This window comes from Vibrio sp. 10N.261.52.C11 (assembly GCF_041471405.1).
Taxonomy (GTDB): Bacteria; Pseudomonadota; Gammaproteobacteria; order Enterobacterales; family Vibrionaceae; genus Vibrio; species Vibrio crassostreae_C.
This window is the reverse complement of sequence record NZ_JBFROI010000028.1, coordinates 38,184-62,475: the sequence shown is the minus strand read 5'-3', so window position 1 is coordinate 62,475 and position 24,292 is coordinate 38,184. Positions and strand designations below refer to the sequence as shown.

The window sequence follows — 24,292 nt, the reverse complement described above, 5'->3', positions numbered from 1 at the left end:
CTATGTCAGCTTATATTGCACCAAGCCAGATTGCTCAACGCCAACTCGCCTACTTTGAAGGCAAACATGTTTTAGTTGCCGGTGAGGCAGAAGACTTGTTCCCTGTTGAGTTAGCGAAGCATTGTGAATCTGTCTCTGTGTTTACTTCTAATTACAGCTACTACCGTCAATTAGAAGGCTACAACACCATCCAACGTTTTTATGGTGCGGAGTTTACCGAAGAGACTAAAGCCGACTTAGTGATGTTGTACTGGCCAAAAGCCAAAGCGGAAGCGGAATTTTTGTTGGCGATGCTATTTGCCAAGCTAGGCAAAGATACCGAGATCGTCGTGGTTGGTGAAAACCGTTCAGGCGTGAAAAGCATCGAGAAGATGTTTGCTCCTTACGGCAAAGTTGTTAAATACGATTCAGCGCGTCGTTGCTCTTTCTACTGGGGTCAATGCTTCGAGCAACCACAAGCGTTCAACCTGCAAGACTGGTTTAAGACCTACACGGTTAACATTGGTGAGCAATCACTTACGGTAAAAAGCCTTCCTGGCGTCTTCAGTCACGGTCAATTCGATGTCGGTAGCCAACTTCTGTTGGATACTCTGCCAAAACTAAAAGGCAAGGTACTGGATTTTGGCTGTGGTGCAGGCGTATTGGGCGCGGTGATGGCATCTCGTAACCCAGATATCGAGCTAGAAATGTGCGACATCAGTGCATTTGCCGTGGCATCAAGCCAAGCAACGCTAGAAGCGAATGGTTTAACGGGTAAAGTCTTCGCATCCGATGTCTATTCTGATACTGCAGAAGACTATCAGTTCATCATCAGTAACCCACCATTCCATTCAGGTTTAGACACTAGCTACAGCGCGACTGAGACCTTACTTTCTCAGGCTCCTAAGCATTTGAAGCGTTCTGGTGAGATGATTATTGTTGCGAATAGTTTCTTAAAATACATTCCAATTATTGAACAAGCGTTTGGAAAATGCGCGACTCTAAATAAGACCACTAAATTCGCGATCTATCACGCAAACAAATAACCTCTCTAGCACAGCGCAGGGTCATTATCTGCGCTGTCTGTTCATATTTTTGTCAAAACTCTATAAAAATGAGCTTTTGCACACGCTTTAAATACCACTTACTTGTCAAAGTAAAAAAACTCGTTAATTTCGTTAAATTGGAACCCGTTAATTCTATTCTCTGTACTTGTTTTCGCCCCTTTTAGCAGTACATCAAAGGAAAGTAGTACCCAATTTATGTTTAGATTCTATCGTAAGCAGAAGTTTAAGCGCCTTCAAAATACCCTAATGCTGGCATTTCTTGTCCTCAGTATTACCCCTGTGACACTTATCGCGATATTTTTCCTCCAATCGCACAGTCAGGATCTCCAGGAACAAAGCACCTCACACCTTGTTTCGGTTCGTGATACTAAGCAGCAGCAAATTGTCGATTACCTACAAGCTCAAGAATCCCAAGTGATGGGCTTTGTTCGCTCAGAATTGGCCAATGCCAGTGGCGGGCGATTTTATGGTTTGATCAATGCATTTCAACGATTGGGGTTAGATATTGACGAGGCACGCAGTAATGCACAGCAGCGCTATATTCAAGGCTCTGGCGATCAAATCAAAACGTCGATCCTCCCTGAATCCAGCAGCTTTATTGGCAGCGAGCGTTATCGCCTGCTCCACAAGCGCTACCATAATGCTTACCTAGAACTGCTTAAACGCTCTGATTTTGACGATATTCTCTTAGTTGATATCAACGGTAACGTCGCTTATTCCGTCTTTAAAAATGACGATTACGGCACCAATCTGCTGACAGGAAAATACAAGGACTCCAACCTAGGTATTACCTTTCAACGACTAGCCAAAGACGTAACCGACCGACGCAAATCTAACGAAGATTACACGCCGGTTATCGTTTCTGACTTTAAAGACGAGAATGGCAAACAGACCGCATGGCTAGGCGCACCTATCGTTCAACAAGGCTACCTACACAGTTACGCGATGTTTAGGCTACCAATCAACGGCATTACTAAGTTGATTGCGGATCTCAACAAGAGTTCGAATATTCAAACGCTGCTTGTAGGTGATGATCACCTGCCGCGTAGCCTTGCTCATTCACAAGAATCTATCAACTTGAGCCTTGATGTTGTCGATAAAGCATTGGCTGGCGAAACAGCGGTTGGCACCTTCGACAACACCCTAGATCAAGCGATCATCGCGGCATATACGCCAATTGAACTGAAATACGCAACATGGGCTCTTGTCGTAGAGCTGCCAGAGAAAGAGGCGTTTGCCCGTATTCATCAGTTAGAAAAGATCTTCGTGATCGTGATGCTAACGGCGATCATTCTGGTAGTCGTTGCATCGCACTATCTGTCTAACTTCATCACATCCCCACTGCTTAAACTGACGTGGGCTGCCGAAAAAGTATCGGCGGGTGATCTCGATGAAACCATGATCAATACCGAGCGCAAAGATGAGATAGGCCGACTCGCGGTGAGCTTCGAAAGAATGCAGCGATCTATTCGTGAAAAAATGCAGCTCATCAAAAGCCAAAACGATGAGCTTGAGGACAACCTTAAGACCATTCAAAAGCAAAACGAAGAGTTACAACTGGCAAATAAACTCAAAGATGAGTTCTTAGCGACTACTTCACATGAATTGAGAACACCACTGCATGGCATGGTGGGTATCGCTGAAGCGTTGATATCTGGAGCTAACGGCCCTATTCCTGCTAATCAGAAATATCAGTTGGATATCATCATCAATAGCGGTCAGAGATTGGCGACCTTGGTTGATGATCTGCTTGATTATCACAAGATGCGCTATGGCAGCTTAGATATTAAGAAATCAGCCGTTGATTTGTCGGCAGCCACCAGCTTGGTCCTAGAGTTGTCTCATCACCTATTGGGCAATAAGCCAATCCGTATTATTAACCAAGTCCCAAGTGATTTAGGTCTGGTTTCATCGGATCCTCAACGACTTGAGCAAGTGATGTATAACTTGGTCGGCAATGCCATCAAGTACACCTCAGAAGGTAAAATTGTTATCTCTGCCAGCGTTATCGATGACAACATTCGTGTACAAGTTGTCGATACTGGCCAAGGTATACCGGCCGAGTACCTTGAGCACATCTTTGAGCCATTGATTCAAGCAGGCCAAGATGCGAGTAACTACCGCCAAGGTGCAGGGCTTGGATTATCGATCAGTCGTCAGTTGATCGAGCTAATGGGCGGTTCACTGTACGTTAGTAGCCAACCAATGCTCGGCACTACGTTTAGCTTTACCCTGCCCCTAGCTACTCAAGATGAGTTAGACAGTTACAACGAATCAGGTCACTACTCGCACTTCCAAGCGCCTGATTTAATTGATAACAGCCAACAAGAAAATAGTGTTATCAGTGAAAACCCAGATGGCCCGTTATTGGTTATCGCCGATGATGAGCCGGTTAACCTGCGAGTATTAGACAGCTTCTTGAAGTTAGAAGGTTATCGAGTACGTACTGCATGTGATGGCCCTGAAACCATTGAACTGATTGAGAAAGAGAAGCCAGAGCTGCTTCTACTCGACATCATGATGCCAGGAATGAGCGGCTATCAGGTTTGTGAAGCACTGCGTAAGCAATACGATCATGCTCAGTTGCCAATCATCATGCTAACGGCACTCAACCAAGCAGAAGACCGTGTTCGAGGTTTCGAAGCTGGCGCCAATGACTACTTGTCTAAACCGTTCAACAAACAAGAACTAGCGGCTCGAATTACAGCACATCTATCAGCAAGCAAAGCTGAACAAAGACGCCTTGAAAACGACCAACTGCAACTCGAGCTCAAACATAGAGCGATGGTTGAGGCTAACTTGTTAGAAACTCAAGGCCGCTTATTAGAGCAACTAGAATCGGCACCTGAAGCCATCATCTGTATTCGTGACGACCAACGTATTCGCTTTGCTAACGAAGCTGCGGCGAAGCTATTCAGACGCGGACAAGAACAACTTAAACGCTCAATGGCCGACGAGATCATTGCGCCTAAATACCTTAAGGTAGAACAAGCCCACTACTGCGGTGATATTGATATCTATATAGACGATACACGTCAGCGCATACCAAGTGACATCCTTAAGCTGCCTGAAGGCTCAGGGCTCGACACCATGTATATCTTCAATGTAGGTGGTGGTGTTAACTCAAACCGAATCAATAACCTTGAAACGGCGGTTGAAGCTCTCTCTAGTTATGCCTTTGAAGGCGACAAAGATAAGTTGCAACAGTTGAAGGAGCTTGGCGGAGAATTTACTCGTCTTGCTGACAAGGCAACCGGTGAAGGTAAAAACAAGCAAGAGTTAATGCGCGAGGTACTGGTCGATGCGATGACGAATGCCATCATCTACTGGGAATCGGTGACTGGTGAAACCAAGTTCGCTTTCGCCGAGAAGAGTGGCTTGTGGCGCGTCTACTTAGACCGCAGTACGCTGCAAACTCGAACGCTAGACAAATACCTACGCGTAGAAACCCTACCGAAAACCCCTCGCTGGCGAACGGTACTGAGCTCAATCGAATTCATACTGGAACACTGTAAAGAACAGACGCCAGAAAGAACCCATATTGAGATGCTAAGAGATAAACTTCAGAAACTACTGACCAGTTAATCCCTGAACCAACATCACGATACTTTGAATAATGGAGCCCACCTAGCGTGGGCTTTTTTGTACGCCTAATAATCACAAAAAGTAGAATCCCATCGCTTGCAACGCACTTTTTTTACGCCCTTAAACAAGGAGGAATTCACGCCAATTACGTACAGTGTGAGCTCGTAACCGTCAGTACTTTTCGTTCTATTCTCAATCATATCTGACTCTTTGTTGCAGTTTGAGAAGCGAGTCACAACAGAACGGCAGATTTAATTTTCTAGGGAAATTTAACGTAAAATCGGCAAGTGACCAAGATCTACAATTACAAAATCCTAGCCTAAAGCTTTATAATAAAAAGCCCAGGTAGTTAGTGACCACTCACACCCAGCCGATACAGCAAAACCAAATGCGAGTCACATCACCCTAACAATTGCGCACAAAAAACCACCAAAGCACCCCATTTTGACGTTAATGACGTGGGATTGCTTGTTTTTAACGTTTTTGACGGGAAACGAGTTTGATTAATTCATCGATAAGGTGTTTTCTTACTCCTGCCAAAGGCCTACAGGCCACTCTTACCACTTCTCAGAATCAACGATGAATCTGGAGCAATGAAGAAGAGGTAGGCCTTTAACTAGAGTGTGTATCTACTAAACAATTTAGCGACAGATAACATTCAATCCATTAGTGAAATGAAAGCAAATAGTAAGGAACAGCTATGCTTGCCAATATAAAAAAAACAGCAATAGCAACAGCAATTATTGCAACTGCTACAACAGGTTTTGCATCAGTAGCAACAGCTGCAGAACGCAGTGAGTTGACTATTCACCCGAAAGAGTACACTACATTTGTACGTAACTTTAACCCGTACCTTGGTGCTACCAACCTACATACTACAACCGACTTCCTTTATGAGCCGTTAGTAGTATTTAACGAAATGCACGGTAACACTCCTGTGTTCCGTCTAGCTGAAAACTTCACAATGTCAGATGATCTGATGAGCGTAGTTTTCGACATTCGTAAGGGTGTTAAATGGTCTGACGGAGAAACTTTCTCTGCTGATGATGTTGTTTTTTCTTTCAACCTTGTAAAAGAGAAACCAGAGCTTGACCAATCTGGCATCAACTCTTGGGTAACTTCTGTAGAAAAACTGAACGACTACCAAGTTAAGTTCAGCCTAACAGAAGCTAACTCGAACGTACCTTACGAGATTGCTAAAGTACCAGTAGTACCTAAGCACATCTGGAAAGACGTGAAAGATCCATCAACGTTTACCAATGAGAACCCAGTAGGTTCTGGTCCGTTTACAGAAATCGATACGTTTACAGCTCAGCTATACATCCAGTGTGCTAACCCGAACTACTGGGATGCAGACAACCTAGATGTTGACTGTCTACGTGTTCCACAAATTGCGAACAACGACCAGTTCCTAGGTAAAGTTGTAAACAGTGAAATGGACTGGACGTCTTCTTTCGTTCCAGATATCGATCGTACATACGCTGCAGCTAGCCCTAAACACCACTACTGGTACCCGCCAGCAGGTACACAGGCATTCATAGTTAACTTCAAGCACCCTGATGCTGCGAAGCATGAAGCATTGAGCAACGTTGAATTCCGTCGTGCTTTCTCTATGGCTCTTGACCGTCAAACTATCATCGATATCGCATTCTACGGTGGCGGTACTGTGAACGATTTCGCATCGGGTCTTGGCTACGCATTTGAAGCTTGGTCTGATGAAAAAACTCATGACAAGTACAAAGGCTTCAACACTTACAACGCTGAAGGCGCGAAGAAGCTTCTTGCTGACGCTGGCTTCAAAGATGTAAACAAAGATGGTTTTGTTGACACTCCATCAGGCAAGTCTTTCGAACTAATGATTCAATCGCCAAACGGCTGGACTGACTTCAACAACACAGTTCAACTAGCGGTAGAACAGCTAAACGAAATCGGTATTAAAGCGAAAGCTCGTACACCTGACTTCTCTGTTTACAACCAAGCAATGCTTGAAGGTACATACGACGTAGCATACACAAACTACTTCCACGGTGCGGATCCATACACGTACTGGAACAGTGCTTACAACTCATCACTTCAATCTGGTGATGGTATGCCTCGTTTCGCGATGCACTTCTACCAAAACGACAAGCTAGATGGTCTTCTAAACAGCTTCTACAAAACAGCTGACAAGAACGAGCAGCTAGATATTGCACACGGTATCCAGCAAATCATCGCTGCAGACCAAGTGACAATCCCAGTGATGTCTGGTGCTTACATGTACCAATACAACACGACTCGCTTCACTGGTTGGTGGAACGAAGAAAATCCAAAAGGCCGTCCAAACATTTGGGCTGGTATTCCAGAGCGTCTACTTCATGTACTGGACCTAAAACCAGTTAAATAAGTAATCGTTCAATCTTTGCGGCGTAACTTCTTACGCCGCTTATAAAAATCCCCACACTATCAATTGAAAGTATGGCGCTAGTCGTCAGGGGATTTTTCGTTCCAAATTTCGCTAGGAGCGACCTGAATCCAGAAACAGGGAAACAATCTGGGTGAGTAAGGTGTGAGTTATGGGTTATTTTTTAAGACGTTTGTCATTTTATTTTGTCGCGCTATTAGTTGCAGCGACGTTAAACTTTATTATTCCAAGAGCAATGCCTGGTGACCCAGTTACCATGATGTTTGCGAACGCTTCTGTACAAGTTACTCCTGAGCGTATTGCGGCAATGAAAGAACTATTAGGCTTCGTTGATGGTGGCTTACTGGTTCAATACGGCGCATACATGAAGAACATTCTAAGCTGGGAGCTTGGTACATCAATTCAATTCTACCCACTTTCAGTAAATACACTGTTAGGTGGCGCATTCGGTTGGTCGCTATTCTTAGCAGGCACTGCCGTTATTCTTTCTTTCTCGATTGGCTCAATCCTAGGTATTTTTGCAGCGTGGAAACGTGGCAGTAAATACGATGCCTTTGTTACTCCAGGGATGCTTATTCTACAAGCCGTTCCTCAAGTTGTTATTGCAATGCTTGCGCTATTTACCTTCGCAATTGGTTTGAAGTGGTTCCCAACTGGCTACGCCTATACCGCTGGTACGATACCTGACTGGACAAGTTGGGCATTCATCAAAGACGTTGCTTACCACGCTTTCTTGCCTCTGGTATGTGCTTCGGTTGTTCAAATTGGTGGCTTCCTAGTAAACATGCGTAACAACATGATCAACCTACTAGCCGAAGACTACATCACCATGGCGAAAGGCAAAGGCCTGAGCGAAAACCGAGTGGTATTCAACTACGCAGCTCGTAACGCGATGCTACCTAGTGTGACAGCCCTTTCAATGTCGCTAGGTATGGCAATCGGTGGTCAGTTAATTATCGAAATCATCTTTAACTACCCGGGTCTTGGCAGCGTACTTTTCAACGCAATTAACGCTCGTGACTACCAAGTACTGCAAGGTCAGCTGCTTATCATGACGCTATTCATGCTGTTCTTTAACCTAGTTGCAGACATGCTTTACGTTGTTCTTGACCCTCGTCTTCGTAAGGGTGGTAAATAATCATGAAAGACTTTCTAAAACTCATTTGGCGTAACCCGATGGCCCTAACAGGCGTCATCATCCTAAGTATTTTTATTCTTGGCGCGATTGCAGCTCCATTAATCACCAAACATGTACCAGACAAGCGTACAGGTAACCCACACGAATATCCTGGTTTCGTGGTGAAGTCTGCACAAACTAACCCTGATGGCTGGGTTGCTCAAAATCTAGCAGACGACCGTCGTACATTGATCATGTCTAAAAAAGCAGACCACGTACTAGGTACAACTCGTATGGGTCGTGACGTTTGGTCTCAAGTGGTATACGGCGCACGCGTATCTCTTGCTGTAGGTTTTGGTGCGGGTCTAACCGTATGTTTACTCGCAACTGTTATTGGTGTTTCTGCAGGTTACTTCGGTGGCCGTGTCGATGACGTTCTAACAGCCGCAATGAACATCATGCTGGTAATCCCTCAATACCCATTACTGTTCGTAGTAGCAGCCTTTATCGGTGAGGCAGGGCCACTCACCATAACCTTGGTTATCGGCTTTATGTCCTGGGCTTGGGGCGCCCGTGTTGTTCGCTCCCAGACCTTAGCACTGCGTGAAAAAGAGTTTGTAAAAGCCGCTGAAGTTTTGGGTGAATCTTCATTCCGCATCATCTTCGTAGAGATTCTGCCAAACCTTATCTCTATCGTTGGCGCAAGCTTCATCGGTTCGGTGATGTACGCAATCATGATGGAAGCAACCATCTCGTTCCTAGGTCTTGGTGACCCGAACACAATCAGCTGGGGCATCATGCTTTACAACGTTCAAACCTCTTCATCAATGCTGATTGGCGCTTGGTGGGAACTGCTGGCTCCTTGTATCGCACTGACACTACTTGTAACTGGCCTTGCTCTACTTAACTTCGCGGTCGATGAAATTGCTAACCCGCAACTGCGTTCTCACAAAGGCATGAAGCGTTGGAAGAAACTAGCAGCACAAGACAAAGAAGAACGTGAACCAGAACTACCACCACAAAATGCACTTTGGAGCGGAGATAAATAATCATGTCTGAACCACTAATTTCTATCCGCAACTTATGCGTGGATTACATCACAGAGTCAGGCGATGTTCGTGCGTGTAACAACGTAAGTTTCGACATCGCTCCAGGTGAAGTATTCGGCCTAGCTGGTGAATCTGGCTGTGGTAAATCAACGGTCGCTTTCTCTCTTATGCGTCTTCATAAGCCGCCCGCTTACATCAGTGGTGGTGAGGTTATCTTCAACGGTGAGAACATCCTTGAATACAGTGATGACCGTATGCAGTCGTTCCGTTGGAGTGAGATGTCGATGGTATTCCAGAGCGCGATGAACGCACTCAACCCAGTACTACCGATGGAAGAGCAGTTCTGTGACGTAATCATGCGTCACACCAACATGACTCGCGAGCAAGCTAAGCAGCGTGCTGAAGGTCTACTTGAAATCGTCGATATTCACCCGAGCCGATTGAGTGACTATCCTCACCAATTCTCTGGCGGCATGCGTCAGCGCTTGGTTATTGCTATCGCGTTAGCACTGAATCCAAAGCTGATCATTATGGATGAGCCGACAACCGCACTTGATGTGGTTGTGCAACGCGAAATCCTACAAAAGATCTATGCACTGAAAGAAGAGTTTGGCTTCTCGATTCTGTTCATCACCCATGACTTGTCATTGATGGTCGAGTTCTCTGACCGCATCGGCATCATGTACTCAGGTGAGCTAATCGAAGTAGCTAACTCTCAAGATATTCTAGAAAACCCTTACCACCCTTACACCAAAGGGTTGGGAAGTTCTTTCCCTCCACTGACAGGGCCAAAGACAAAGTTAGCAGGTATTCCGGGTAACCCTCTGAACCTGTTAGAGATCCCTGAAGGGTGTCGTTTCCAAGCTCGTTGTGACCGTGTACATGAAACGTGTACCAAGGTGCCAACCAAGCTGCGTTCTATCGACCCGGGACATTTGTCTAACTGCCACCTGTACGGTGACCCAATAGTACAAAGGAAGCTATAGCTTGCACGCTGACTCAGCGTGAATAACGAACAAGGCGGCTCGACCGCCTAAAAACAAGCAAAGCGAATAAGGATTCTGGAGACAATTATGAGCAAAGATTTCGGTCAATTATTGGTAGAAGGCAAGAATGTCGTAAAAGACTTCCCAATAAGCAGTACCACCATTCAAACCCCAATGATGCGTGCGATTAACGACGTGTCATTCAAGATGTACAAAAGCCGTGGCCTAGCAGTGGTTGGTGAGTCTGGTTCAGGCAAATCAACAACCGCAAAAATGATCGCAAAAATGTACGCACCTTCAGGTGGCATGATCGAATACAAAGGTCGTGATATCCAAGAGATCTCAAGCAGAAAAGATCTTATGCACTACCGTGAAGGTGTGCAGATGGTATGGCAAGACCCGTTTGGTTCATTGAACCCAACACACAATATCTTCCACCACATTGCTCGACCACTGTTGATCCACAAGAAGGTAACCCCGGGCAATAAGAGAGAACTAGAAGAACGTGTTTACGATCTTTTAGAGCAAGTGGGCCTGATCCCACCAAAAGAGACGGCGAAGAAGTACCCTCACCAACTGTCTGGCGGCCAACGTCAACGTGTCAACCTAGCCCGCAACATCGCGGTAGGTGCCGAAGTTGTACTAGCCGATGAGCCAACTTCAATGCTTGATGTATCGATTCGTGCCGGTGTTTTGAACCTGATGGAAGAGATGAAGTTCGAGAAGCAAATGTCTCTGCTTTACATCACTCACGATATCGCAACCGCTCGTTACATCGCTGAAGACCTTTCGGTGATGTACGTGGGACACATGGTGGAATGGGGCGATACCGATGACGTGATTGCTAACCCTCAGCACCCATACACCCAATTGCTTGTTTCGGCCGTTCCAGATCCTAAGAAGTCGATCCACGAGCAACTTGCAGGCAACAAAGGTGAGATTCCTCTGTGGACACCAGTATCAGCAGGCTGCCCATTTGCAGGCCGATGTACTCACGCAATGGATAAGTGCAAAGAGCAGCTACCAGGGGTTACGCAGCTCGCTGATAACCACTTTGTGCGCTGTTACCTACACGAAAGCTAAGCAATAAAACCCAAGTTAGGGTCTTCGGACCCTAACTATTTATATCCAAAACATTCAAGTACCTAGCCAATAGAAACTAGGACTGTCGGAGAATATTGATGCTGTTATTGACCAACCATATTGGCTATGAGTCCACAGGCCCGAAGCAAGCTATCCTACAAACTAAGAAAGCTCGCCTATCAAGCACTACGGCTCTACTCGTCTGTGCTGACAACCATATGACTGTCGGAAATTTTGATGTGGTTAAACAAGGCCGCGTAGCAAATTGGCATCAAGGGCAATTCTTCACTATTGATTTCAGTTCAGTCACTGAATCTGGTCGCTACTACCTACGTTTTGACAACCTGCGTTCAGAAGTATTTGAGATTGGTAGCAACCTATTAATGAACCACACGTTTTCTGATGTGCTTCATTACTTTAAGTCACAACGCTGTGGCGGGATTTTCGACAAAAAAGATCGACAAGCACAAATTCTAGGTACCGACCGATACGTCGATGTCCACGGTGGATGGTATGACGCATCAGGTGATGTCAGTAAGTATTTTAGCCACCTGTCTTATGGTAACTACCTAAACCCACAACAAATTCCGATGGTCGTTTGGAACATGCTAAAAAGCGTACGCTTGACTGGCCATAACCCAGACTTCCCGAAATTCTCCATGACTCGTCTAACGGAAGAGGCTCTGTTCGGTGCCGACTTCTTAGTGCGTATGCAAGACGCTGACGGATACTTCTATATGACGGTATTCGACAAATGGAGCAAAGATATCAACCAACGCGATATCTGCGCTTATGCGACTCAAGAAGGTCATAAATCAACGGACTTACAAGCGGGCTACCGACAAGGTGCAGGTGTTGCTATCGCAGCATTAGCCGCAGCTTCTGAGCTTGAAATCTCTGGTAGCTACTCGAGCCACACATACCTTGAAATGGCGGTTAAGGGTTACTGGCATCTAAAAGAGTACAACCTCCAGTATCTAAACGATGGTGAAGAGAACATCATCGATGAGTATTGCGCCCTACTCGCAGCCAATGAGCTGTATCGCGTAACACAAGACCAGCAATACCTATCAGAAGCAAGAACTTGGGCGACTCGTTTAATCTCTCGTCAGCAATCCGATGATTCATTTGAGCACTTCTGGTCGGCAAACTCTGATGGCTCTCGTCCATACTTTCACGCAGCTGAAGCCGGTCTTCCTGTGATTGCACTATGTGAATACATCGACAACGAAACCGATGCTGAATTAAAAGAACAGGCGCGCACAGTTGTTGAACAAGCTTGTCAGTTCGAAATCAACATCACCGACAAAGTCACCAACCCATTTGGCTATCCAAGACAATACGTTAAATCTGTCGATGGTGATAAACGTGATGCCTTCTTCGTCGCTCAACAGAACGAAACCGGTTACTGGTGGCAAGGCGAGAACGCACGCCTTGGCTCACTCGCAACCATGGCTTACCTAGTTCAACCGCACATTAAAGATAGCGAACTTCAAGAGCGCTTAATCCAGCTTTCACAAAATAGCCTTGATTGGATCTTGGGCCTCAACCCATACCACATGTGCATGCTCGATGGTCATGGCCATAACAACCCAGACTACCTACCTCAGCTTGGGTTCTTCAATGCGAAAGGCGGTATCTGTAATGGCATCACAGCTGGTTTTGAAGATGAACAAGACATTGCGTTCAATCCACCAGCACAAAAAGATGACATGCTTCAAAACTGGCGCTGGGGTGAGCAATGGATCCCTCATGGTGCGTGGTTCTTATTAGCAACCGCTGCACAGTTCAACTTCTTAGCTCAGCGTAAGGAGCAATAATAATGACTCTTTACTACGTCGGTATTGATGGTGGTGGTACTTCTTGTCGTGCTCGTATTCGTGACGCTCAAGGCAAACTGATTGGTGAAGCGAAAAGTGGCAGTGGCAACATCCTTTTGGGTGTTGATGTTGCGATGAGCTCAATTATTGATGCCATCACAAAAGCGGCACAACAAGGGCAACTCAACTCAGACCATTTTTCAAATATGCATGTTGGCCTAGCGCTGGCTGGCGCTGAGCAAAAATCAGCATGGTTCGACTTCATGGCTCAACCACACCCTTTCGCAAGCATGACACTAAATACCGACGCTTATGGCGCTTGCATTGGTGCTCACAATGGCCAAGACGGCGCAATCATGATCGGTGGTACGGGTTCTTGCGGTATCTTCCTAAAAGACGGTGAGCAACATGTGGTTGGCGGTCGTGAATTTCCGATTTCAGATCAAGGCGGCGGCGCAGTCATGGGCTTACGTTTGATTCAACAAGTCTTGCTTGCAGAAGACGGTATTCGCAACAAAACCCCGCTGACTCTACATGTGATGAATCACTTTAATAATGATGTGGATGCCATTGTCGAATGGTCAAAAGGTGCTATTCCAAAGGATTACGGTCAATTCTCACCAGTTATTTTTCAACTCGCTAACGAAGGTGACGAACTGGCTATCGATATGCTCAAGCAAACCGCGGCTGATATCGAAATGTTTGTCTTAGCACTGCATCGAAAAGGCGCTGACAAGGTGTGCTTAATGGGAAGTATCGCTGAGCGTATTCTCAACTGGCTATCACCACCAGTACAACAATGGATCGTTAAACCTCAATTCGACGCTATTGAAGGCGCATTGATGTTTGCCGGAAAACCACAACACAACTTGTATCAACAGGCTTAGCAGGGAAGTTATATGAATTATCGCATCGACTTAGCTGTTCTTTCTGAACAAAAAAATAACTGCCGATTTGGCCTTACGGTACATAACTTAAGTGACCTCGACGTAAAAGATTGGTCTCTGCACTTTGCATTTGATCGTTTCATCCTTCCAGAGAGTTTATCGCAAGGAGAGCTGACTCAAGTTGGCAGCTTTTGCTCATTCACACCAAGTTCGTCAGTGTTAAAGGCCAACAACCATTACTACCTTGAATTCAGTATTCAAAGCGCACCATTCCGCTTCTATTCTGATGGCCTTAACGATGCCTTTATCCAGTCACATAATGATGGAGAAACATCGGTACTGCCTGTCGCGATATCACCCATAGTACTGGCTTCGCCATACCGTGAACGCAATCAAATACCTGAAGTTAACGCTGCTGAGATTGCATTGATTCCTCAGCCTAATCAGATCGAATTTCAGCAAGGTAGTTTCGCGCTAAGTAACTTCGCGCTAAATAACGACTGCAGAATTGAGGTTCAATCTCATCTTGCTGATAAGGCAGTCTCTTGGTTCCAGCAAGAGTTGCTCTCGACCTTTGAGCTGTCTCTTTCGACCGCGCTTTCAGCTGAACTTTCAAAAGACGAAAGCGGCAACATTCTATTTCGCAGCAACCCGACGTTAGATGAAGCCGAATACAAACTGACCATCACTGCACAACAGATTATTGCTGAATCAGGCAGCCAGTCGGGCTTTACACACGCTGTGGCAAGCTTGATTCAACTAGTTCAACAACTGGACGCAGAGAACTTCTCTCTACCATGTTGCAAGATAGCCGACCAACCGCGCTTTAAGTACCGCGGCATGATGTTGGACTGCGCTCGTCACTTCCACTCAGTAGAGCAAGTGAAGCGTTTAATCAATCAACTGGCGCACTACAAGTTCAACGTATTTCATTGGCACCTAACTGACGATGAAGGTTGGAGAATTGAGATAAAGAGCCTGCCACAGCTAACAGAAATTGGCGCTTGGCGTGGCCCTGATCATGCACTAGAGCCGCAATATACCCACATTGCGGAAAACTACGGCGGCTTCTACACGCAACAACAAATTCGTGAAGTCATTGAATATGCAGAGCAACGCAGCATCACGGTGATCCCAGAGATCGATATTCCGGGACACTGCCGTGCCGCAATCAAATCACTGCCTGACATGTTGGTAGAGCAAGCTGACACTACTCAATACAAAAGCATTCAGCACTACAACGACAACGTCCTAAACCCAGGTTTACCAGGCACTTACCAATTTCTAGATGCAGTTATTGAAGAAGTCGCAGAGCTGTTCCCGAGCGAATTAATTCACATGGGTGCAGACGAAGTGCCACCGGGAGTGTGGAGCAACAGCCCTGCTGCTCAAGCATTGATGAAAGAACACCAGTACCAAGACAGCAAAGACCTACAAGGCCACCTATTCCGCTATGCCGAAAACAAGCTTAAGCAACTCGGCAAACGCATGGTCGGCTGGGAAGAAGCACAGCACGGCGACAAAGTGAGTAAAGAGACCATCATCTACTCATGGCTCAGTGAAGAAGCGGCTGTCAATTGCGCTCGCCAAGGCTTTGATGTGGTGTTGCAACCTGCACAGTTTACCTATCTCGACATGACCCAAGATTATGCACCGGAAGAACCGGGCGTAGATTGGGCTGCCGTTATCCCATTAGAACAAGCTTATACCTACGAAGCACTTGCTGAGGTATCCGACACCGACCCAATTCGTAAGCGGATCCGCGGAATTCAGTGTGCTCTATGGTGTGAGATCGTCACCAACCAAAAGCGTATGGATTACATGGTATTCCCAAGAATTAGCGCTTTAGCTGAAGGATGTTGGACACATAAAAACAACCGAAACTGGCTAGATTACCTATCTCGCCTAAAGGGGCATCTGCCATTACTCGACAAACTCAATGTTGATTATCGCAACCCTTGGAAAGCTCAATAAAACAAACCAAAGCGACACTCATATCGAGTGGTTGCTGACTCAAATTAAGGTGCTCAGTTAGATACGACTCAGCATCACTATTTAAAAATTAGCTGCATAGATGCAGTTTGTTAAAAAGGAAATGACAATGAAATACGGCTATTTCGATAACGACAATCGCGAATACGTCATCACTCGCCCTGATGTACCAGCACCTTGGACAAACTACCTAGGTACTGAAAAGTTTTGTACCGTGATTTCGCACAATGCGGGCGGTTACTCGTTCTACAATTCTCCGGAATACAACCGTGTTACTAAGTTCCGTCCAAACGGCACCTTTGACCGTCCTGGACACTATGTGTACCTGCGTGATGATGAGACAGGTGATTACTGGTCTATCTCTTGGCAACCAGTGGCCAAGAGCCTAGATGAAGCGAACTACGAAGTTCGTCACGGCCTGTCATACTCAAAATTCAAATGTGAATACAGCGGCATTACCGCAACCAAGACGCTATTCGTACCTAAGGGTGAAGATGCAGAAGTTTGGGACGTTGTATTAAAGAACAACACTGACAAGCCACGTACTATCAGCACTTTCTCGTTTGTTGAGTTCTCTTTCAGCCATATTCAATCAGACAATCAAAACCATCAGATGTCTTTGTACTCTGCGGGCACGTCTTACCAAGAAGGTGTTCTGGAATACGACCTGTACTACAACACTAACGACTTTGAAGGCTTCTACTACCTAGCTTCAACTTTCTCACCAGACAGCTACGATGGCCAACGTGACAACTTCCTTGGTATGTACCGTGATGAAGCAAATCCAATTGCGGTTGAAAACGGTAAGTGTTCTAACAGCGCTCAAACTTGTTACAACCATTGTGGTTCTCTGCACAAGCAATTTACGATTCAACCCGGTGAAGAAGTTCGCTTTGCGTATGTACTCGGTATCGGTAAAGGCAACGGTGAACGCCTACGTGAGAAGTACCAAGACACAGCAAACGTAGACGCCGCTTTCCAAGGCATCAAAGATCACTGGGACGAGCGTTGCAACAAATTCCAAGTTAAGTCGCCAAACGAAGGCTTAGACACAATGATCAACACGTGGACGCTATACCAAGCGGAAACCTGTGTGGTTTGGTCACGCTTTGCATCATTCATCGAAGTTGGCGGTCGTACTGGTCTTGGTTACCGTGATACGGCTCAAGATGCTATTTCAGTACCCCATGCCAACCCACAAATGACCAAGAAACGTATTATCGACCTGCTTCGCGGCCAAGTGAAAGCGGGCTACGGTCTACACTTGTTCGATCCTGACTGGTTCGATCCAGAGAAAGCCGACGTTGAGCCATCAAAATCACCAACAGTTGTTCCAACACCGTCAGATGACGACAAGATCCACGGCATTGAAGACACATGTTCTGATGACCACCTATGGATCGTTCCGACCATTATCAAATACGTAATGGAAACCGGTGAGCACGACTTCTTCGATGAAGTGATTCCATACGCAGACGGTGGCGAGGCGACAGTTTATGAACACATGAAAGCGGCACTGAACTTCTCTGCTGAATACGTGGGTCAAACGGGTATCTGTAAAGGTCTTCGAGCTGACTGGAATGACTGTTTGAACCTAGGTGGTGGTGAATCTTCAATGGTTTCATTCCTACACTTCTGGGCGCTACAAGAATTCCTAGATCTTGCTAAGTTCCGTAATAACGATGCTGATGTTGCGAAATACACTGAAATGGCAGCTAACGTTCGCGAAGCGTGTGAAACGCACCTTTGGGATGACGAAGGCGGCTGGTACATCCGTGGTCTAACTAAAAATGGCGACAAGATCGGTACCGCTCAACAAGCTGAAGGTCGTGTACACCTTGAGTCAAACACGCTAGCCGTTCTATCTGGTGCTGTATCTCAAGAACGCGGTGAGAAAGCGATGGACGCTGTTGATGAGAACCTTTTCTCAGAATACGGCCTACACCTAAACTCTCCTTCATTTGCAACACCAAACGATGATATCGGTTTCGTAACTCGCGTTTACCAAGGCGTAAAAGAGAACGGCGCAATCTTCTCTCACCCTAACCCATGGGCCTGGGTAGCAGAAGCGAAACTAGGCCGTGGTGACCGTGCGATGAAATTCTATGACGCACTGAACCCATACAACCAAAACGACATGATTGAAACGCGTTACGCAGAACCATACTCGTACGTGCAGTTCATCATGGGTAAAGATCACCAAGACCACGGCCGTGCAAACCACCCATGGTTAACAGGCACCTCTGGTTGGGCTTACTTTGCGGTAACCAACTTCATTCTAGGTGTTCGTACTGGCTTCGAAGGATTAACGGTTGATCCTTGTATCCCAACGGATTGGCCAGAGTTCGAGGTTACTCGTCAATGGCGTGGCGCGACTTACAACATCACAGTGCAAAACCCGAATGCAGTAAGCAAAGGCGTTGCCTCTATCACTATCAATGGTGAGTCAGTTGAAGGCGCAATCCCAGTACAAGCAGAAGGCAGCGTGAACGATGTTGTCGTTGTTCTAGGCTAGTCACGCAATTTAACGAACAGCTCTTGTCTCAAGTCTTTACAGGCTTGAGACAATGAGACTAAAAGGATTTTCTAATGATTAAATTTGGTACAGGTGGCTGGCGCGCTTTCATTGGTGAGGAGTTCACTAGAGAAAACGTCCGTTTGGTAGCGCAAGCACTCGCTAACATCATCAACAACGAAGATGCAGCCAAGAATGGGTTTGTGATCGGCTATGACCGTCGTTTCCTTTCCGATAAAGCCGCATGTTGGTTTGCAGAAGTACTTGCGGCGAACAACATCAAAGTAAGCTTCATCGATAAGTTTGTTCCAACACCTATCGTGATGTTCCAAGCAAAAGAGATGGGATGCACCTACTCGGCGTGTATTACCGCCTCTCACAACCCAGCCGATTACAATGGCATCAAGGTATTCATTGAAGGTGGCCGTGATGCTGATGAGATCATCACAGAGAAGATCGAACAGCAAATCGCAACACTGACCAACGAAGATATTATTCGTGTCGATTTCGAGCAAGCATTAAACGACAAAGAAATCGAGATCATCAACCCGATGAACGACTTTGTTGATTCAATCATCAACTTCATCGATATCGATTCGATCAAGAAAGCTAACCTACGCGTGCTGATCGACCCAATGTTTGGCGTTGCAAAAAATGCTCTGCAAACCGTGCTGATTAACGGTCGCTGTGATGTCGACGTCATCAACGATGGCAAAAACCCAGATTTTGGTGGCTTAATGCCGTCGCCAAATGCTGCAACGCTGTATCGCTTGAAGCACTTAGTTGCAGCAGAAGGCTATGACATTGGTATTGGTACTGATGGCGATGCTGACCGTTTGGGAATCATCGATGAGAAAGGTCACTTCATTCACCCTAACGAAGTGCTACTCCTGCTTTACTACTACTTGCTGGAATACAAAGGCTGGAAGGGCTCTGTCGTTCGTAACATCGCAACCACACACCTACTGGATAAAGTGGCGGCAGATCATGGTGAGAAGAGCTTTGAAGTTCCTGTAGGCTTTAAGCATATCAGCTCTCAAATGGAAGCCGATGATTCACTGATTGGTGGTGAAAGCTCGGGCGGTTTAACCATTCGAGGTCACATCAAAGGTAAGGATGGCGTGTTCGCATCGAGCTTACTGGTTGAGATGATCAGTGTGACAGGCAAGAAGCTGTCTGAGCTGCTTGATGAGATTTACTCTAAGTATGGCTATGCGTATACGGCGGAAGGCGATTGCAAGTTTAAACCTTCAGAGAAGGAAGCGCTCTACACCAAGATTTACGTAGAGAAACAACTACCTGAATTTGAATACGAAATTGAAAAAGTCAGCTATGAAGATGGCGCCAAGGTGTACTTCAAGAATGGCGGCTGGGTGATTGCTCGTTTCTCAGGAACTGAGCCATTGCTACGAATCTTCGCTGAAATGGAAGATAAAGACACAGCAGAACATGTTCTTCAAAAAGTGAAAGACTTCCTCTCTCTATAGGCTTATAGAGCGCAGCAGTCTTGTATGGGACTTAACAAATCACTGCCTTGTTAACCCCTATAGATGAAGAACTTTTACCCAGTACTTTCGATTAAAGTGCTGGGCTTTTTTATGGTTCATCACGAATTATCGGTACTATGAGTTGTACCTAATTAGAAAGCCAATACGCCTTTGGTATCCACTTTTACGTTGACCGGCATACCAACTTCAAGCGCTTCTGGCGAGGTTGCCAATAGCTTTTGACCATGAGCTTCAATAACATAACGACAATGGTCGCCCATAAATTGCTGCTCTAGTACTGAAATAGCACTGTCTTGTTCATAACTAGCTTGAATATGCTGTGGTCTTAAAAGAAGCTCACACGCACTGCCGAATTCAATCTCCGTTTGTGGTTTAGCTTCAACCACACCCAAGCTGGTTTCAAACTCCAGCTCTGAAATACGCTTTGCATTGAGGTAACTGCCGCCGCCCAAAAAGTCTGCAACAAACTTACTCGATGGATGGAAATAAAGCTCCGATGCCGAACCATACTGTTCAATCACACCATGGTTCATTACTGCCATCTTATCTGCAAACGCGAACGCCTCTTCACGACTGTGAGTCACAAAAATAGCTGTCACACCCTGCTTTTTAAAGATCTTACGAATCTGAGAGATCAACTCATGGCGAACCTGAGTATCGATGTTTGAGAAAGGTTCATCCAATAACAATAAATCTGGCTTGTATGCTAAAGAACGAGCAATCGCTACGCGCTGCTGTTGACCACCAGAAAGTTGATGTGGGTATCGGTCACCGAATTCATCTAAATGAACCAGCTCCAACATCTCTTGGACTTTCTCTTTCTTTTGCTGATCAGAGAGATCTTTAAGGCCAAAACCGACATTTTGGTTTACCGTCAGGTGCGGAAACAGGGCGTAATCTTGGAAAATCATACCGATGTTTCGTTGCTCTGGTGGCAACCAATTATCACCATCATCAATGGTTTGACAGTTCAAGCTCATGATTCCGCTACTTAATGGAAGCAGCCCTGCAACCGCCTTAAGCAAAGTTGTTTTTCCGCAGCCACTGGCACCAAGAAGACAAACAATTTCACCATGCTCAACTTCTAACGAGAGCGATTCCAAGATGGTTTGCGACTCATATTTACAAGTCAGATCTTTAATTGATAATGCACAACTCATTAGTGTTTCTGCTCCAAAGAACGGTTAACGATGATCAGAGGAATTAAACCCACCAACACCAATAATACAGCAGGCATCGCCGCCAATTCTAGGTGCTCATCTGAGGCATAGTTATAAACATAAGTCGCCAATGTCTCGAAGTTGAAAGGACGCAGCAGCAAGGCCGCATTCAACTCTTTCATTGATTCGATAAACACCAGTAAGCCAGCGATCAATGCGCCACGTTTAATCAAAGGTAAATGAACACGGCGTAACATCTGATTGGTATTGCAACCCATGGTTTTTGAGGCCATATCCAATGAAGGGGATACTTTACTCAAGCTGCTTTCAATACTGCCAATTGCCACTGCAGAGAAACGTACGACCATGGCAAAAATTAGCGCGAACATGGAGCCAGAGAAGATCAAACCAGGTCGCCCCCACTCCATCACTTTCGCAATGTCATTGACCAAGTGATCCATGAACAAAACAGGTACCATCACCCCAATCGCTAACACGGTGCCTGGAACGGCATAGCCCATCGAAGCGAGACGCATATAAGCCTGATTTTTCTTACTCGGACTAACGCGTTGATTAAAGTTAACAATCATCGCGATAATCACGCCAATAATCGCAGCAGCTACCGAAACGTAAAGGCTGTTGATGGCATATTCTCTGAATTCAGGGGTCCAGCTTTGAGCAAAATATTTGTAGGCGTAAATAATGAGCTGGCCAAGAGGGAATAAGAACGCAACGCAAACTAATCCCCAGCACCAGAATAGTGCCAGCCATTTTTTCCAACCAGAAAGGTCGTAACGAAAATCTTCGCGGCTGCTGAACTGATTCTGGAATAGCTTCTGCTTACGGCGACTGTATCGCTCTGAGCTCAACAGTAGGATCACGATAACCAGCATGATTGCCGATATTTTCGCAGCTGCCGTTAAGCTTGAGTAGCCTAGCCAAGTATCATAAACCGCAGTCGTTAAAGTATTTACCGCAAAGTAACTCACGGTACCAAAGTCACCGATGGTCTCCATAGCAACAAGCGATAAACCGACCGCCATTGATGGACGAACAAGTGGTAAGGAGATACGACGGAAGCTTTCCCAAGGCGAGCATTTTAGCAAACGAGCAGATTGTAATAAGGAGACGTTTTGCTCCATAAATGCCGCGCGGCACAGCAAATAAACATAAGGATAGAGAACGAGAGACAGAACAATAATAGCGCCGGATAAGGTTCTAATATCCGGGAACCAATACTCACCGGGTCCCCACCCAGTAAGATCTCGCAGTAGAACCTGAACAGGGCCGGCAAAGTCGAACCAATCGGTAAAGATATAGCCAACAATATAGCCTGGCATTGCTAATGGCAGGACGAGTGCCCACTGCAAAACACGCTCTCCCGGAACACGGCACATTGCCATAACCCAAGCCGACGGAATACCAAAAACTAAAGACAGGAACATGGTTCCTATGACTAAAACCACCGTATTGTAGGCATAGGTAGGCATCACTGTGGACATCAGATGAGAAAATAGCTCATCTGTTTCTCCAACAGCCGTCGTAAAAATCGCTAAGATCGGTAAAACCAGTAATACAGCAATAATGCCGCTACTGGTGTTCCATAAATAATTCTTTTCTTTCATCGCCTAACTACAACGAGGCTTAATGAAACACAAATGCATTTGCAAATACATCTCATATCCTTTTAATGGTGGGGTTATTTATACCCATATACTCTAATGACTTCAAGGTGAGATGCTAATAACTCAAGGGATCAACGGGGTGCTTTGTATCAAAAAGTGATTTTCCAATAACAAACAACCCCAAGTAGCCAAAATGGCGACTTGAGGTTGTCATTTTACTTAGGCCGAAGCCTACCGTAATAAATTATAGATCGAACTTAACTTCGTCTAATAGCTTGATTGCAGCCGCGTGGTGGTTTGCAATTTCGTCTAGAGAAATAGTATCCGCTTTGAACTCGCCCCATGAAGCAACAAGCTCAGAAGGTTTAACGTCTGCTTTCACTGGGTATTCGTAGTTCACTTCTGCGTACATGCTTTGTGCTGTGTCACCAGATAGGAATTCCATCAGCTTAACGGCATTCTCTTCATTTGGAGAGTATTTAGCCATTGCCATACCAGAGATGTTTACGTGAGTACCTGTAGTCTCTTGGTTAGGGAAGTTAATGTAAACAGAGTCAGCCCAAGCTTTTTGCTCTTTATCATTAACCATCTTACCTAGGTAGTAGCTGTTACCAAGAGCAACATCACATAGACCTTCTTTAATCGCTTTAACTTGCGCGCGGTCGTTACCTTGAGGCTTACGTGCTAGGTTTGCTTTTACGCCTTCTAGCCATTCTTTCGTTTCAGCTTCACCTTTGTGAGCAATCATCGAAGATACTAGAGAAACATTGTATGGGTGCTTACCACTACGAGTACAGATTTTGCCTTTAAATTCAGGCTTAGTTAGATCTTCGTAAGTGAACTCTTCACCTAGACGACCAACACGGTCACGTGAAGAATAAACGCTACGTGTACGAGTTGTTAGAGCGAACCACTCGTTATCTGTATCTTGGTATTGAGCTGGGATGTTCTTTTCAAGTACATCGCTCTCTACAGATTGAACTAGACCTTGTTTAGTTAATTCAGATAGACGGCTGATATCTACAGTTAAGACAACGTCAGCTGGGCTGTATTCACCCTCTTGAGCTAACTTCTCTGCTAAACCTTTTTTAGCAAACTTAACGTTTACTTTAATACCAGTCTCTTTTGTGAACTCTTTGAACATTGGCTCAACAAGGAAAGGTTGACGGTAAGAGTATACGTTTACTTCTTCCGCAGCCATTGCTGTCGGAGCAATTACACCACACGCTAGAGCTGAAAGTGTTAGCAGTTTCTTCATTGTAAAATCCTTTATATCGAAATGATAATGTCTATCAGTTGCGTTATTATATTCATCATTAACATAATTACAATGACGACCAACAAAAAATCCGTCTACTCAGACCATTCAAACTCTCACTTTTGTAACAAACCATTTCAACTTTGTGTCTTGTCGTTCCCTTTAAACAATGAGCCTAACTTCAACGTTCGTGTTTATATATTGTGCAACCGTAAATACAACAAAGCCCCGCAACAAGAGTTGCGGGGCTTTCTTTGTCC

At 45.5% G+C, this 24,292-nt stretch carries 15 protein-coding genes; 12 read left to right on the top strand and 3 right to left on the bottom strand.

Annotated features, from left to right (window positions below; all coding sequences use genetic code 11):
• Positions 1-2 precede the first annotated feature (2 nt).
• The 12 genes from rsmC to AB4323_RS11640 all read left to right on the top strand — a co-directional run bounded on the left by rsmC (position 3) and on the right by AB4323_RS11640 (position 19,968).
• Positions 3-1,025, top strand: a complete 1,023-nt coding sequence (gene rsmC / locus AB4323_RS11695) for a 16S rRNA (guanine(1207)-N(2))-methyltransferase RsmC (protein ID WP_017066801.1) — start codon at positions 3-5, stop codon at positions 1,023-1,025.
• Between the two features lie 216 nt (positions 1,026-1,241).
• On the top strand, positions 1,242-4,631 hold the full coding sequence (locus AB4323_RS11690; protein WP_017063266.1) for a response regulator: 3,390 nt from the start codon (positions 1,242-1,244) through the stop codon (positions 4,629-4,631).
• A gap of 700 nt (positions 4,632-5,331) precedes the next feature.
• On the top strand, positions 5,332-7,014 hold the full coding sequence (locus tag AB4323_RS11685) for an ABC transporter substrate-binding protein (protein ID WP_004734533.1): 1,683 nt from the start codon (positions 5,332-5,334) through the stop codon (positions 7,012-7,014).
• A 169-nt stretch (positions 7,015-7,183) separates the two neighbouring features.
• A complete protein-coding gene (locus AB4323_RS11680) occupies positions 7,184-8,170 on the top strand; it encodes an ABC transporter permease (RefSeq protein WP_004734532.1) in 987 nt (328 codons plus the stop codon).
• 2 nt (positions 8,171-8,172) lie between these two features.
• A complete protein-coding gene (locus AB4323_RS11675) occupies positions 8,173-9,198 on the top strand; it encodes an ABC transporter permease (protein WP_017056648.1) in 1,026 nt (341 codons plus the stop codon).
• 2 nt (positions 9,199-9,200) lie between these two features.
• A complete protein-coding gene (locus tag AB4323_RS11670) occupies positions 9,201-10,184 on the top strand; it encodes an ABC transporter ATP-binding protein (RefSeq protein WP_048605693.1) in 984 nt (327 codons plus the stop codon).
• A gap of 87 nt (positions 10,185-10,271) precedes the next feature.
• The gene (locus tag AB4323_RS11665; RefSeq protein WP_136973785.1) at positions 10,272-11,267 is read left to right on the top strand and encodes an ABC transporter ATP-binding protein; all 996 of its coding nucleotides are present in this window, start codon (positions 10,272-10,274) and stop codon (positions 11,265-11,267) included.
• Positions 11,268-11,365: 98 nt separating this feature from the next.
• Positions 11,366-13,087 (top strand): glycoside hydrolase family 9 protein, encoded by a 1,722-nt coding sequence (locus tag AB4323_RS11660; RefSeq protein ID WP_017063263.1) that lies wholly within the window; start codon positions 11,366-11,368, stop codon positions 13,085-13,087.
• A 2-nt stretch (positions 13,088-13,089) separates the two neighbouring features.
• Complete coding sequence (locus tag AB4323_RS11655; RefSeq protein WP_102331935.1) at positions 13,090-13,974, top strand: N-acetylglucosamine kinase; 885 nt, start codon at positions 13,090-13,092, stop codon at positions 13,972-13,974.
• Between the two features lie 12 nt (positions 13,975-13,986).
• Positions 13,987-15,948, top strand: coding sequence for a beta-N-acetylhexosaminidase (locus tag AB4323_RS11650; RefSeq protein ID WP_372152527.1), 1,962 nt, complete (start codon positions 13,987-13,989; stop codon positions 15,946-15,948).
• 127 nt (positions 15,949-16,075) lie between these two features.
• On the top strand, positions 16,076-18,481 hold the full coding sequence (locus tag AB4323_RS11645) for a GH36-type glycosyl hydrolase domain-containing protein (protein ID WP_017066806.1): 2,406 nt from the start codon (positions 16,076-16,078) through the stop codon (positions 18,479-18,481).
• 74 nt (positions 18,482-18,555) lie between these two features.
• A complete protein-coding gene (locus AB4323_RS11640) occupies positions 18,556-19,968 on the top strand; it encodes a phosphoglucomutase/phosphomannomutase family protein (protein ID WP_372152524.1) in 1,413 nt (470 codons plus the stop codon).
• A 152-nt stretch (positions 19,969-20,120) separates the two neighbouring features.
• Here the strand turns inward: AB4323_RS11640 and AB4323_RS11635 are convergent, their stop codons facing one another.
• The 3 genes from AB4323_RS11635 to AB4323_RS11625 all read right to left on the bottom strand — a co-directional run bounded on the left by AB4323_RS11635 (position 20,121) and on the right by AB4323_RS11625 (position 24,032).
• Complete coding sequence (locus AB4323_RS11635; protein ID WP_372152521.1) at positions 20,121-21,149, bottom strand: ABC transporter ATP-binding protein; 1,029 nt, start codon at positions 21,147-21,149, stop codon at positions 20,121-20,123.
• Positions 21,149-22,774 (bottom strand): iron ABC transporter permease, encoded by a 1,626-nt coding sequence (locus tag AB4323_RS11630; RefSeq protein ID WP_017063258.1) that lies wholly within the window; start codon positions 22,772-22,774, stop codon positions 21,149-21,151. The genes AB4323_RS11635 and AB4323_RS11630 overlap by 1 nt, the downstream gene beginning before the upstream one ends.
• 244 nt (positions 22,775-23,018) lie before the next feature.
• Entirely contained in the window at positions 23,019-24,032 is a 1,014-nt protein-coding gene (locus AB4323_RS11625) for a Fe(3+) ABC transporter substrate-binding protein (protein ID WP_017059419.1), read from the bottom strand.
• Positions 24,033-24,292 lie beyond the last annotated feature (260 nt).